Annotated in this window: 13 protein-coding genes; 6 read left to right on the forward strand and 7 right to left on the reverse strand. The window is 65.0% G+C overall.

Annotated features, from left to right (window positions below):
• Positions 1-337: 337 nt before the first annotated feature.
• The 3 genes from J8F10_RS16750 to J8F10_RS16760 all read left to right on the forward strand — a co-directional run bounded on the left by J8F10_RS16750 (position 338) and on the right by J8F10_RS16760 (position 4,349).
• Positions 338-1,759 (forward strand): MATE family efflux transporter, encoded by a 1,422-nt coding sequence (locus J8F10_RS16750; protein ID WP_390891144.1) that lies wholly within the window; start codon positions 338-340, stop codon positions 1,757-1,759.
• A 45-nt stretch (positions 1,760-1,804) separates the two neighbouring features.
• Complete coding sequence (locus J8F10_RS16755) at positions 1,805-2,224, forward strand: SMI1/KNR4 family protein (protein ID WP_210655501.1); 420 nt, start codon at positions 1,805-1,807, stop codon at positions 2,222-2,224.
• Between the two features lie 172 nt (positions 2,225-2,396).
• Positions 2,397-4,349: an amino acid transporter gene (locus tag J8F10_RS16760; RefSeq protein WP_210655503.1), complete on the forward strand. Its 1,953-nt coding sequence runs from the start codon at positions 2,397-2,399 to the stop codon at positions 4,347-4,349.
• Positions 4,350-4,484: 135 nt separating this feature from the next.
• Here the strand turns inward: J8F10_RS16760 and J8F10_RS16765 are convergent, their stop codons facing one another.
• Together J8F10_RS16765 and J8F10_RS16770 are read right to left on the reverse strand one after the other, a co-directional pair.
• The gene (locus J8F10_RS16765) at positions 4,485-4,691 is read right to left on the reverse strand and encodes a hypothetical protein (RefSeq protein ID WP_210655505.1); all 207 of its coding nucleotides are present in this window, start codon (positions 4,689-4,691) and stop codon (positions 4,485-4,487) included.
• A 3-nt stretch (positions 4,692-4,694) separates the two neighbouring features.
• On the reverse strand, positions 4,695-6,080 hold the full coding sequence (locus tag J8F10_RS16770) for a hypothetical protein (RefSeq protein ID WP_210655507.1): 1,386 nt from the start codon (positions 6,078-6,080) through the stop codon (positions 4,695-4,697).
• A gap of 461 nt (positions 6,081-6,541) precedes the next feature.
• Between J8F10_RS16770 and J8F10_RS16775 the strand changes: the two genes are divergently transcribed.
• Entirely contained in the window at positions 6,542-6,715 is a 174-nt protein-coding gene (locus J8F10_RS16775; protein WP_210655509.1) for a hypothetical protein, read from the forward strand.
• Between the two features lie 337 nt (positions 6,716-7,052).
• Here J8F10_RS16775 and J8F10_RS16780 read toward each other — a convergent pair whose 3' ends face one another.
• Entirely contained in the window at positions 7,053-7,853 is an 801-nt protein-coding gene (locus J8F10_RS16780) for a hypothetical protein (RefSeq protein WP_210655511.1), read from the reverse strand.
• 273 nt (positions 7,854-8,126) lie between these two features.
• On the reverse strand, positions 8,127-8,384 hold the full coding sequence (locus tag J8F10_RS16785; protein ID WP_210655513.1) for a hypothetical protein: 258 nt from the start codon (positions 8,382-8,384) through the stop codon (positions 8,127-8,129).
• Between the two features lie 304 nt (positions 8,385-8,688).
• Here J8F10_RS16785 and J8F10_RS39000 point away from each other — a divergent pair, with 304 nt between their 5' ends.
• Together J8F10_RS39000 and J8F10_RS16795 are read left to right on the forward strand one after the other, a co-directional pair.
• Positions 8,689-9,420, forward strand: coding sequence for a hypothetical protein (locus J8F10_RS39000; protein ID WP_246523411.1), 732 nt, complete (start codon positions 8,689-8,691; stop codon positions 9,418-9,420).
• Positions 9,421-10,065: 645 nt separating this feature from the next.
• Positions 10,066-10,731: a hypothetical protein gene (locus J8F10_RS16795; protein WP_210655515.1), complete on the forward strand. Its 666-nt coding sequence runs from the start codon at positions 10,066-10,068 to the stop codon at positions 10,729-10,731.
• Positions 10,732-10,857: 126 nt separating this feature from the next.
• On the opposite strand, the gene J8F10_RS16800 is transcribed toward J8F10_RS16795, so the two are convergent.
• From J8F10_RS16800 to J8F10_RS16810, 3 genes are read right to left on the reverse strand one after another with little or no spacing between them, the layout of a single operon-like run.
• Positions 10,858-11,325, reverse strand: a complete 468-nt coding sequence (locus tag J8F10_RS16800; protein ID WP_210655517.1) for a hypothetical protein — start codon at positions 11,323-11,325, stop codon at positions 10,858-10,860.
• A 20-nt stretch (positions 11,326-11,345) separates the two neighbouring features.
• Positions 11,346-11,717 (reverse strand): hypothetical protein, encoded by a 372-nt coding sequence (locus tag J8F10_RS16805; protein WP_210655519.1) that lies wholly within the window; start codon positions 11,715-11,717, stop codon positions 11,346-11,348.
• Between the two features lie 9 nt (positions 11,718-11,726).
• The gene (locus J8F10_RS16810; RefSeq protein WP_210655521.1) at positions 11,727-12,560 is read right to left on the reverse strand and encodes an alpha/beta fold hydrolase; all 834 of its coding nucleotides are present in this window, start codon (positions 12,558-12,560) and stop codon (positions 11,727-11,729) included.
• Positions 12,561-12,644 lie beyond the last annotated feature (84 nt).

A 12,644-nucleotide genomic window follows, 5' to 3' on the forward strand; every position in this document is an offset into this window, starting at 1 on the left:
AGCATTCTGCCGCCGTGAGCGCGCGCAGCGAGATCCACACGGACGGAACCTTCAACGACCGAACCGGAGTCGGCGGATGGGCGGCCGTTATCGCGCGCACCTCGTCGGGCGCCGAACTGACACCTCCAGCTACGAAATGGAGTTTCGCGCATTGGTCGAGGCCGCGAAGATGGCCGACGGGCCGTGTACGATCAGCAGCGATTACGACGGCCTGAACCGCCCCGCATCCCAATCGCAAGAAATGGCCCGACCGGCCCCAAACTGGAGCAGGTTGTGTGATGCACGGCGCCTAAAATGTGCCAGTCGCGCCCGCACGCTCACAGGAATTGGGGTCAGGATGGTCAGTGACCGACAGAAGCTCTTCCTCGAAGGCCCGATCAGCCGCGCGCTGATCACGCTCGCCGTCCCAATCATCCTGGGCAACGTGCTCCAGACCGGGTACCAGTTGACGGACGCCTTCTGGGTGGGGCGGCTGGGCGCCAGCGCCGTGGCCGCCGTCTCGGTTAGCCTCCCGGTAACGTTTCTGGTGATCGCTCTCGGCTCCGGGCTGGCGATGGCGGGAGCAACCCTCACCGCGCAGTACACGGGTGCCGGTCGCCAAGACATGGTGAACCACGTCGCGGCTCAGACAATGATCATGGTGGCCCTCACCTCGATCGCCCTGGGCGGAATCGGCTACGCCCTGTCGCCCCGCCTGTTGGCCCTGATCGGCGTGGCGCCCGACGTCTACGAGCAGGCTCTCGGGTTCATGCGGGTGTCGTTCATCGGCATCGTCTTCGTCTTCATCTACGTAATGTTCCAGGCGCTCATGCGCGGCGTCGGCCAGACGCGGATCCCGCTGTACATCGTGACGGGAACGGTGGTGCTGAACTTCCTGCTCGATCCGCTGTTCATCTTCGGGTACGGGCCGTTTCCCGCCCTCGGCGTGAAGGGCGCGGCGCTCGCCACACTGGTCACACAGGCGCTGGCAGCAGCGGCCGGTATGACCATCTTCCTGCGGGGGCGACACGGCATCCAGTTGTCGTGGCGGGCGATGAAGCCCGACCCACAGTACATCAAGCGCGCCTTCTTCCTCGGGTTCCCGGGATCGGTCGAACTCTCGACCCGGGGGTTCGGGTTGATGGTCATGTCGTTCCTCGTCGCGAGCTTCGGCACGCAGACGATTGCGGCCTACGGGGTCGGGTCGAACGTGCTGCAGGTCATCACCATCCCGGCGATGGGCCTGTCGATGGCGGTCTCGACGCTGGTCGGCCAGAACGTGGGGGCTGGCAAGATCGAGCGGGCCGCGCGGGTGACGCGGGCCGGGACGGTGTCCGGCTTCGGCCTGTTGTCACTGGTCGGCGTCGGCGCCTACCTGTTCGCGCCCCACATCGTTGCGTTCTTCATTCCGGGTGACCCGGCCGTGATCGCAGAAGGAGCGCGATTCATCCGCATCATGTCCCTGGCATGGGGCGGCATCGGCGTGCAACTCTGCATCGTGTCCGCGTTCCGGGCGTCGGGGAACATGCTGAGCGCAATGGTGATCGCGCTCGTGGCGCAGTGGGTGATCCAGTTCCCGCTCGCCTACGTCCTGTCCAAGCACACCACGCTCCAGGGCGAGGGGCTCTGGTGGTCGTTCCCGGTGACCAACGTGGCCATCGCGGTCATCTCGGTGTGCTGGTTCGCCCGGGGCGGGTGGAAGGAGACGCGGCTGACGGAAGAGGACAAGCAGGTGGCCGCGACCGCTCAGGAGTCGATCATCGAAGAAGGCATCCGCTGAATGAACTGCCCCAACGTTGAAGCCGCTGCGAAAAGGAGTGATGACATGATGGAAAAGGGCATTGCCGGGATCGAATCCGCCGTGGGCGTGGAACTGCCGGAACATTACCGACGGTTCCTGCTGGAACACGCGCAGACGCTCAAGGCCGCCAAGAAGAAGCTGCCCATGCGGGCGCTCCTGTATTTTGAGCCGAAGCAGATCACGGAGATCAACAGGAGGCTGCACGACAACCCGCGGATGATCGAGATCAACGAGGACTCGGAGCCGTGGCCGCTGAACTACTTCGTGGTCGGCACGAACGGTGGCGGTGATTTCTGGATGGTGGATCTGAACGACCCGAGGGAAGCGATCTGGAAGTACGACAGCGAGTCCGGAGGGGTGATCGTACCGTCGGAGTACGCATCGTGGGCCGAGTACATGGCCGCCGTCGAACGCGATTTGCAGAACCCGCAGAAGTGGCAGTGAGGGTTCGGGTAATCCCTCCGGGCCGGGCTCCTCCGGGCTTCGCTCCGCTCGGTGCCTCGCACGTCCCCTGCGCATCCCTATGGCGTTCCCCGAATCCGGCGCTTGCTGACCGGTGGCGCGGCGCCTACATTGCGCCCGGCCCCGGACGATTGCCCTGAACTCGCAGCGGCTTATGGACCTCTCCTCCGGCTCCGACAACAAACCCTCCCGCGGGCGGTTCCGCCGCTGGCTCCTCGACGGTGCCGATACTCGCGGCGTCGCCGGTCCGCACGCGCGCGGGCCGGAGGGCGGTACCCACTCGTGGTACCGAGTCATGTGCCTCACCGGGGTCGATTACTTCTCGACCCTCGGGTACCAGCCCGGCATCGCGGCCCTCGCCGCCGGCCTGCTTTCCCCCGTCGCGACCCTGGTCCTCGTCGCCCTGACCTTGTTCGGGGCGCTGCCGGTCTACTGGTACGTGTCGCGGAAGAGCCCGCACGGCGAGGGGTCCATCGCCATGATGGAACGCCTGCTCCCGTGGTGGCAGGGGAAGCTCCTCGTCCTGGCCCTGCTCGGGTTCGTGGCCACCGACTTCACCATCACCATCACGCTCTCGGCGGCCGACGCGACCGCCCACTTGATCGAGAACCCGTTCTGCCCGGACGCCCTCAACGGGCAACAGGTGGCCGTCACCAGCGCTCTGGTTGGCGCCCTCGGGGTCGTGTTCCTGCGCGGGTTCAAGGAGGCCATCGGGGTCGCCGTCATCCTGGTCGCGGCGTACCTCGCCCTGAACGGTGTCGTCGTCGGCTACGCCCTCTCTAAGGTGGTAGCGCACCCGCATCTCGTCGCCGAGTGGCAGAAGAACCTGTGGGCCGCGCACGGGAGCCCGTGGGCCATGGCCGCGGTCGCGCTGCTCGTGTTCCCCAAACTCGCGCTCGGCCTGTCCGGGTTCGAGACCGGGGTCGCAGTCATGCCACTCGTCCGGTGCGGGACCACCGACACCGAACAGAAGCCCGAAGGTCGGATCCGGAACACCCGCAAGATCCTGGCGACCGCCGCCGTTACGATGAGCCTGTTCCTTGTAGCCAGCAGCCTCGCTACTACGCTCCTGATCCCGGCCGACGAGTTCAAACCCGGCGGCCGGGCGAACGGGCGGGCGCTCGCGTACCTGGCGCACGGGTTACTCGGCGAGTGGTTCGGAACGGCTTACGATGTGGTGACCATTCTGATCCTCTGGTTCGCCGGGGCCAGCGCCATGGCCGGGCTCATCAACATCGTACCCCGGTACCTGCCGCGGTACGGCATGGCGCCGGAGTGGACCCGTGCGGCCCGCCCCCTCGTCCTCCTCTTCACCGCGGTTTCGGTCGCGATCACGCTCATCTTTCACGCGGACGTGGATTCCCAAGCGGGGGCGTATGCGACCGGCGTCCTGGTCCTCATGACGTCGGGCGCGACCGCGGCGGCGATTTCCAGCCGCCGGGACGGCTCGCGGGCCGCGGCCACGGGGTTCGCGGCGGTGGCACTCGTGTTCCTGTACACGCTCGGGGCCAACATCGTCGAGCGCCCGGACGGGGTGAAGATCGCGTGCCTCTTCATCGCCGGGATCGTGGCCGTGTCGCTCGCGTCCCGGGTGTGGCGCACCCTCGAACTGCGGGTCGCGGGCGTCGAACTGGACGACACCGCGCGCCGATTCCTCGCCGAACTCGGGGGCCGCCCGCTGCACCTGCTGGCCCACGACCCGACGCTCCCCCTCCCGGCCGACTACGCGGCCGACGAGGCGGACCAGCGCGGCGACTTCAACCTGCTCCCGAGCGAACCCGTCCTGTTTCTCGAGGTGCGCGTCCGGGACGCCTCCGACTTCACCGACGTGCTCCGTGTGTGCGGGATCGAGGTCGGGTGCCACCGCGTCCTCCGCGCCGAGGCGACGGCGACCCCGAACGGAATCGCGGCCCTTCTCCTGCACCTCCGGGACGTGACCGGGAAGCGGCCGAGCGTGTACTTCAACTGGGGCGAAGGGAACCCGGTCTTGCACCTCATCCGGTACCTGTTCTCCGGGCACGGGGACGTGCCGCCCCTGACCCGCGAGATCCTCCGCCGAGCCGAGCCGGATGTGAGCCGTCGGCCGGCCGTGTATGTCGGGGTGTGAATCGGTCAGAAGCACGTTTCCCCGCCCATCGGGGTCCGCGGGACGGGCCGTTGCGCTCCCGCATGATGACGTGCCGGGCTGTTCCGCTAAGGAGGCCCAACCGTCCTGACCCGTGGCATCCGTGCCGTTCGGAATCTACTGCCCGATGTCGGGGGAGGCCCACTCGACGTGGCGCGTCTGGCCGGGGCCGGTGTTCCACGCGAACCACACCAAGAAGCGGGTCACGAACGGGTAGCTCGCGGCCGAAGTCACGAGCGACCGCGAGGTGGTCAGCCCCCTCACCATCTCCTCCGCCCCCTGGGAACGCCGCCCGACCCGTTCGACGATAGTAACCGCTCGCATGCACTATCGACTGAAGATGGACTTCCCGATCGCCAAGACCCGGCCGATTCCGAGCTGGTCCGTCGCGATCGCCTCGCCCAGGTTAATACCCAGGTTAATCTGTGTTCTCCGGATCGACCCCAGGATGCCGACGAGCGCGTCCAAGTTCGAGGACCTTGTGCCGAGTAGTGCGTCCCCGTCGAACGCCGTCTGAAGGATCGCGCCGCGGTCGTGCGCGATGCCCAACACCGTCATGATCTCGGACGCGAGGAGAGCGTACCCGACGGCACTGGCGTGCATTCCGTCGGCGCTTTGGAACCCGCCGGCCACGATTTCACGTCTGAAGAGTGTTCGATCGAGGTACTGATTGTCGAGCGTGGGGCGTTCGGGAACCAAAACCCGGCGGATCGCGTCGCCACTGTTCTTGAAGTCGAACCTGTCGAAGATCTCGAACGTGTTGATAAACCGAATTCGTCCCGCCGTGCCCCGGGCTTCGGCGGCGGCGCGGACGAGTTCCTGAATCTTGGCGTTCGCGTCACGGATGCTCTGATCGATCGCAGCCAAATCCGTTCCACTGAGCGTGTTCGGCTGGATCGAGAACACGGGCTCGTAGCCGAGCGCGTAGCCGTTTTCCCGCTCGGGGCCTTTGGGGCGCAGGTTGGCAACCGCTCCCAGTTTCGGCAGCAGGCAGACCAGTACCTGCTCCACCCCGGCGGGGAGTTCGGCGAGTTGCTTCGCGAGTTCCGCCCATTGGTCGAAGTAGCTACCCTCACCGTCATTTCCGCCGGTGACCGAGGTGACCACCGCGTCCGACCCGACCTCGTACAGCCCGTGATTGTGCCCGATTTGCACGACCAGCCGCTTCGGAACCCGTGCGCGGACCCAATCGAGTTGGGTGAAATTGGCGAACTGGGGATCTTGGCCGGGATTCAACGTGAACCGCGTGTTGATCGCAACGTGCAGTTCTGCGGCTCCGCTGTTGGACAATTGCTCCAGGAGCGTGCCGTTGGCCGTCCGGGCGCTGATAGTTGCTTGTGCCGTAGCCGCGGTGGCCTTATAGAGCTCGAACACCCGGTACCCTGCAACGGCCACGTTATCGAAGCACTCGTGCTGGGACGTCTTGTCGTTTCGGACCCAATCGGCGAGGTTTTGCCTGAGGCGGCCAATGAACCCGGGCATCGAATGGCGGGCGACGAGTGCCACAAGGTCCAGTTGCCGCAAGATGTCGTCTTCGAGGTCGAAGAGCACCGGCCTTGGGAAATCCGGCGTGTCGAACTGCCAGCCTTGAACCGCGGCTACCCGCGCGGGCCAGCTCTTGGAGCAGAAATCCGCGGTCACGCTGAGCGACCGGCAGCCCTGCGGGAGCGAGTCGCCGATGACCATTAATTCGGGGTTCGGGCGAGGGGGCATAGGGGTGCCTCGACTTCGGGGGGAGAAATTGGTCAGATGGTCACATGCTATCCGCTACTAACGAAAAGAGCGAGCCTCATCGGGCGCTCATCATGAGGCACCTGGAACGCGAGTTGGAGCCCCTCCGGCACCGGAGCTACGAGTCCAAGGCACACGGGCATGGTCGGCGGGATGAGCGATCCTAGTTCGTCGCCCAGGTGCCATCCGACTTCGCGGCCAAGGGGGAGTTCCCACCGGCGGCCAAGCCGACCCGGTAAAACGAAGAAGTCCCTCCCCGGGCGCAACCATGTGCCCGGATACATGCCGCGGAAGGCGCACCAGTGGCTCGGGGAGAACTGGATGCGGCTTGCCCCCTGACGCTCGACCGGCACGCCCCCACCTGGTGGACGATCGGGCCGGAACCGGAGCAGGTCACTGAAGACGTGAAGTAGACGCGGTCCGGGCACGAGATCCGAGCCCACATGCACCTACCGGCCGGACCACATGCGGGTGATCTCAAGTGGTACGCGGTGCAGTTCGAGTTCAACCGCGGTTTTTTGCAGTGGGCGAGAGCGTACTCGTACCACGTGACTGAACGACTCCGCGGCCCGCTCCTGGCCGAACAGCCGCTCGCCGCGGTGCGGTTGTTTCACTGATCGCGGCCCGGCGGATGGGCCACTGTCCTAACACCTGACGCCTTCCCGTGTGGAGCCGGCCCCACGGGATGCGGTCAAAGTTGACCAGCACTACCAACACACCCGCGGCGTAGCGCCGCATCTCACACTGTCCGGTTCCGCCGGGCCGCGGGTTGAGGATACGGAACCAAACCGAAAGAGGACATCGAACGTGAAGGTAAACTGGCCCCGTGGTTCGGCTCCAACCGCACACTCGCTCGCCACGTCGGTGAGCAGCTCGAGGGGTGCGGATGGGTCGGCGTCCCGTTCGCTGGCGGGATGTCCGAGTTGCTCCACATTACGGTTCGCACCGTCCTGGTTACGCTCCCGGTGCCCCGGCGCCGCATTGTGGGCAGCCCCCTTCGGCCGGGGCCGCGCATCGGTTGTGGACGGGCCACCCGCACCCGCGGCATGACCGACTGTCAAGCTCGTCCGGGATGCGCCCCCCGCAGCGGACGCAGCTCGCCCCAACGAGCTGCGTCCGCTGCGGAGGGCGGCCGAGCCGGGCCAACCCGGTCGGGGGAATCGGGATTTTTAGCCGCGAGAACTCCTCGGGCGTTAGGACCGAATCGGCGGCAAGCCGGCGGCGATCTGAGGCATACATCTCCGCGTTGGGATCATACGCGGCCTGCAGCCGCCGCCGCGTTAGGAAAAGCCCCAGGGCGACGGCCAGGGGCACAACGGGCGCCCCGAACACGACCGCCGCTAAGGTCGTGTTCAGACCGGATTTATCAGCGGGAACGATAATCGCCACGGTGATTACCAAACTGATCGCAAGGCCCACCACCCCCAAGCCGAGGACAAACTGCGCGACGGATCGCATGAACCGGTACCCGCGCGCCCGCAGCACGGGCACCATGTAGTCCTGGTACTTGGAGCAGTGCGGGCACGGGACCGAGAGAACGGCGTGCTTCAGCGCGTGGTCTAGTCTGGATCGGGCGTTTTCTTCCGCACGGCGAGGGCTGCCGTAGGAGTCAAGGAAGTACGGGTTGATAGCTACGCCTTTGGCGGTGATCCGCAGTGGATAGTGGAATCGGCCGCCGCAGTACTGGCACTTCTCCTCCCGCCAGGTCTGCCCCTGAACTTCAACGGTTACGGTCTCGCCAAAGTAGACGGGCATGTGCATCGGCTCCAGGAGTTGGTCGAGCCCGCAACAGCCACCGGCCGGGATGGTCGTGCTTGAACCACTTGCACAAGCCCACGTCTCACGCCGAACCAGCAGTGTTTAGCTCGACCGCGGTATCATCACAGAACGCTGTGGCCCATGCAATTCAACACCCACCACTTTTCCGGTCATACCGACCTGCGGACGCTAAACCATGAGTAAAATCTCCAGAGTATCATTGCAATCGCCAGAGCAATAGCCGCCCGCTCGCCCCAAGAGCACCTTGGCTCATTCAATCGCCCCCAACTGGCTGTAGATCGCACGTCGTGCGGACAGCCAACCGTTACCGAACACCTGGAAACGTTCGATTGTGAAACCGGGACCGCCATCCGTGCCCACATCCCTTCCTCGACCGACTCTTCTCACGTCCATCCGGTCGGGCAGCACGCGGTCCGAGCGGTCACGGTTGCCCCAGCGCACGACCTGCAGCCGGCCGTGCAGCCACACCGGGAGTACACACGGGCGCGCTTGGAAGTAGAACCGCACCTCCTTCTCGCCGCGCTCGTACACGCGGTTGTGAAGGCTGTGCTGGTCGATGAGCGTAAGCGGCAGTTCAGAGATCGGGGGTGCGAGAGCGGTACCACACGGCGGCAGACCCTATATCAACAGCACACCATCCTGACGAACCCTCCGCTAAATATGCACACGCGGATATCAAACGGGTCAACTGGGCGACATGTTCCGGTGTGTTCCGAGTTCACCGAAGTGTCAAGTGGACGACTTGCGGGCGCCGAGGCTTGCACCGGGCGCCGGATCGGTCATGCTGAGAGCGGCTCCAAGGGGGTGGCCCATGACCAAAGCGGAATGGCTGGTCTGCGAAGACCCGCGACTAATGCAGACCGTCCTAACGTTCAGACCGGCCAGCCCCCGGAAGTTGCGGCTGTTCGCGGTATCAATTTACAGGCATGTGATGCCCACGTCCCCCAATCCACCGGCGGTTATCGAGGCACGTTTACACGTCGCCGAGCGGTACGCCGATGGACTCGCGAGTGAGGCCGAACTCGAGCAGGGGCGTGCGGCTCAGGAATTGACGCCGGGGAACAGATTAGACGGCTTGGGAACGGAACCCGTGGCGACCGATCCGTGGGACGCGGTCGCGGGAACGCTGACCGTGTGTACGATAATGGGGGCTATTGACTCCTTCGGCGCGAGCCACTTTTTGAGCACTCGGCGGGCAGGATTTTTCGGCCGCATCAGGGGCATGTTCAGTCGTACCCCGGAACCGACGCCGACCGAATGGCTCAAGCACCAATTGCATGAGGCCCGACAATGTGATCTGTTCCGCGAGATCTTCGGTAATCTGTTTCACTCGATCACCTTTTCTCCATCGTGGCGTACCTCTACTGCCGTTGCGCTCGCGTTGCAGATGTACGAGTCGCGCGACTTCGGTGCGATGCCGATTCTGGCCGACGCACTCCAGCACGCCGGGTGCGACAGCGCCGACGTGCTCGATCACTGCCGCGGTCCGGGGCCGCACGTCCGCGGGTGCTGGGTTGTGGACTTGGTGCTCGGCAAGGAGTAGGAAAAACCAGATCTCCTCCGCCGGCTCCTGCTTATTTGGCCCCGCGCGTTTCACTGAACTCGTGGGCACAGGTATAATTCCGCACCTTCCCAGCCGCCCGGTGACAGGGGCGATAGGCTTTGAGTTCCACTTCACCGCTGTCGTGGGATCAAACGTGCGTGCCCGGCGCTAGTTACCGCCATAACCACGTCCGTCGGGCGCCAACACCTCGGAGTGGCCCGACCTCTGCCCGACGGCCGGGCACAAGTGGCAACCCAGCCGACTTCACTTTGCCAACCACCACGTGTGCCGACCTCCGACGCGCAACAAATCCGAGGCACTGTGAGACCCGCGGGTCGAACCAACTTTTACATCATCTACGTTCCCCAAAGCTCGCCGAAAAGAAATCCCAAAATTCTCGGACTGGCGCCGCACCGGCGTCGCTGTATAGGTAGGCGCATCCCGTTTCGTTGGCGCCCTTAAACAGGACGAGTGGGACTGGAGATAGTCCAGTAAACCTTCTTGATGCGGACACTAACGGTCGTGAACTGTCGGTCGATGCCTGGGGACGGCGCAATTTAATTCATTTTTACCTTCACAGTCAATTGTCTGACATAATAATTCGTATGTGTATTTTTATGTCGTTTCTAAATAAGGGAGTCGGTCATGTGCGAGCGGTTCACTAGGCGGTCGGTGCTGCGGCGTGGGGCGGGTGTTCTGGGGCTGGCGGCAGTGGGGGGAGCGGCCTGTGGCGAGGAGCCCCAGAACGCCCGCAAGGACTATTTCGGCGGCGCGGGGTTCGAGCTGGTCACTCCCGACACGATCAAACCGAAGAGCTACTCCACCAGCGTCTCCGCCGACGGCCTGGCGTTCACGATCCTCTTTGATTCCCTCACGGTGTCCGCCGAAGGGAACGCGTTGGCCGCTGTGAAAACCGCCTCGATCACGATCCCCTTTGCCCTGCCTGCGGGAAAGCGGCTGGCCGGGTTCGTTCAGGATGTTCGGGGCTTCGTCTCAAAGTCCCCGGGAGCACGGGCCGCGATCGTCGCAGATCTGGGCGGGAGCACGCAGGTGTGCGATTTTCCCGTGGGTGAGGAGCTGGGAAAAAACTTCCAGCAGACCTTTATCACGGACAGCCGATCGGGCGGTGGACCGGGAGACGCGAACACGTCGCTCACGTACTCGATCAACATCCTGCTGACCGCCCAGCGCCGGGCCGCGGGGGAACAGGTCGTGCTCTCGGTCGACTCACTGGACGTGGAAGCTATTCTGTACCCCGTCGAAACCCAGAAGCGGACGCCCACTCCCCCGAAGAAGCGGTCAAAGAACTAGTAGCCTAGTCACGTGTGTCTTGAGCAGACCGAACGGGCGAATGGTGCCATCAGCCGCGTTTTTGGGCGACTCACGGATGGCGCGCGGCTGGGATTTTGTTTTCCCAGTCGCGCCCCTTTCCGATCCTCAAATCACTTCCCCGATTAGCGCCGGCATCCACTCCGAGCGGGTCATCACCTGGTAGTAGCGCGTGGCCGGCTGGCAGATCAGGAACAGGACCGGCGCGCCGCTGCGATCGTGAACGAGCAACCCGCGCATGCCCTGCTTCATCTTGTACCAGACCCCGTTCGCGAGACCGTAAGTTACCGGCACGATCACCGGCTCCGGGGCCAGCGCGGACCACTTCCCTTCGGCGATCGACTCCCCCCAGGTCCACCCGGTTGGCGGCAACTTCCGCTCCGCCCGATCCCTGTTCCCCCACTTCACGATCTGGAACCGCCCGTTCCACAAAACCGGCAAAAGAGTCGGGGTCGCGGCCCAATAGAACCGCACCTCTTTCTCCGCGCCCCGGTCGTGAACGCGCCGGTCGAGTTCGTGTTCCTCCATGAGCGCGAGGGGCAATTCACTGTAGGTCAGAGCCACGCCGACGCACATGATCCCACCACCTCCGTAAGTCACGCCGGGCGACGCAAAGACGCGCCAGGGCGGGCGAGCCGAGCGAACGCTTCCGGGTACCGCTCGGACGCCTCAACCCGGAACCGCGCGAAGACATCGGCCGCGAACTCCTGCGTATGGATTCGGTTCGGGCGGAGCCGCACACGGGTGGCGCTCTCGGCTCCAAAGAACTTCGCGTCGAGGAACTTCAGCCGGGTCACAATCGGGGCGTACCGGTGCGCGCGAACGAGCACGTGGCACCACGCGGCTTCTCGGTAGAACGCGCACAGGATCGCGTGGAACGCACTCGTTTCGTTCGGGTACGCGGCTCGGACCGCGTCACGGATCGCGACCCACTCGATGGCCGCGTGAAGGAACTCGTCGGCGCGCATGAGGTCCCCCTAGTCGGACCGCCCCACGTGCTTCGTCAAGAACCCCACCAGCGGAGTCCGCACCGCTTCGAGGTCGTCGATGAACGGCCAGTGCCCGAGGCCGGCGAGCACGTGGACTTCGGCCCTCGGGAAGTACCGCTTCTGCTTCTCGGCGAACTCGACCCCGATGAACGGGTCGCCCGCGCCCCAGAGCACGCACACGGGCAGATCCTTCGCGAACGCGGGCACCTCTGGCGCGCGTGTCCCAACGTGCTTCGAGGCCCGGTACAGCTTCAGCACGGCGCGCTTGTGCCCCCAGTCCGCGTACCTCATGACCCGGTCGAAAAAGGCGTCGGGCATCGGCTTCGGGCTCATCGCGTTGAGCGCCCGCTTCATCCCCCACTTCGTCGTGGTGAGTTGCGACAGTTCCCCGAGGATCGGCGTCTGCCAGACCCGCGCGAACCCGTGCCACTTGTACCCTTCGAGCACGCCGCAATTGATGAGCGTGACGCTCGCGACGCGGCTCGGGTTCGCGGCCGCCCAGCGCAGCCCCCACGGGCCGCCGAAGTCGTGCAGAACCAGATGCGCGCGATCCACGCCCAACTGGTCGAGCAGCGCCCCGAGGTACCGCGCGTACCCGTCGATGGTGTAGTCGAACCGTCGGGGGTGCTCGGCGCGCCCGTACCCGGGCATGTCCATCGCGACCGCGCGGGCGAACGGGGTGACGGCGGGGATCAACTCCTCCCAGTCGTCCATCGGACCGGGGTTCCCGTGAACGAACACCACCGCTTCATATCTCCCCGGGTCACTGTCGTGGACCCCGCAACGAACACCCGAAATGACGTGATCGGTCGTGGGTAACATGGCCGGGCTCCGGGGAAACTGGTCCCGGATTGTTTTACCGATGTGGTTCGATTCCGAGAAACGCGCCCGTCCGAATCTGTTCGT

This window comes from Gemmata palustris, from assembly GCF_017939745.1.
In the GTDB taxonomy this organism is placed as follows: Bacteria; Planctomycetota; Planctomycetia; order Gemmatales; family Gemmataceae; genus Gemmata; species Gemmata palustris.